The 478-nt window shown below is 35.8% G+C and carries 1 protein-coding gene; it reads left to right on the forward strand.

What is annotated here, in order from left to right; translation table 11 throughout:
* A partial coding sequence (locus A1704_RS24525) for a hypothetical protein (protein ID WP_202967947.1) occupies positions 1–478 on the forward strand: 478 nt, incomplete at both ends.

The following is a 478-nucleotide window of genomic DNA, read 5'->3' on the forward strand; positions in this document are numbered from 1 at the left end:
ATTCCGGATATTTAGCTTTACTGAATGCCAGTAACCTCACTGCAACTCATGTTGATAACTGGAAAAGTAAACTTGGAATTAGCAATGTTGCTACAATCGACAGTTCTGGACAACCCGGGAATGTATATACTAAGATACAGGTAGACAGCTTTGTTAATGAGTTGAAAGATGCAGATAAAGGCTTGTCATCAGAGATAGAAAAGATTAAAAAGCTACTATCATCAAATGATTTGTCGTTAGATGAACTTCAGGAAATTGTCAACTTTATTAAAAACAATCGTAATGATATTGAGGCTTTAAAAGCGATTTCCGGAGAGTCAAGAGAAGACAAAGTAAAGCTGATACTTGACTACAATTGGCTGGGAAGCCCGAAAAATCAGCAGGAATTTAATAAGCAAATTTATGATAAGATCTTACTGATATCACAAACTCCTACAAGTGCAGTGGTGCAGGTCACAAAAAGTACAACATTTCCTAA

The sequence above is a fragment of the Chryseobacterium cucumeris genome, from assembly GCF_001593385.1.
GTDB lineage: Bacteria > Bacteroidota > Bacteroidia > Flavobacteriales > Weeksellaceae > Chryseobacterium > Chryseobacterium cucumeris.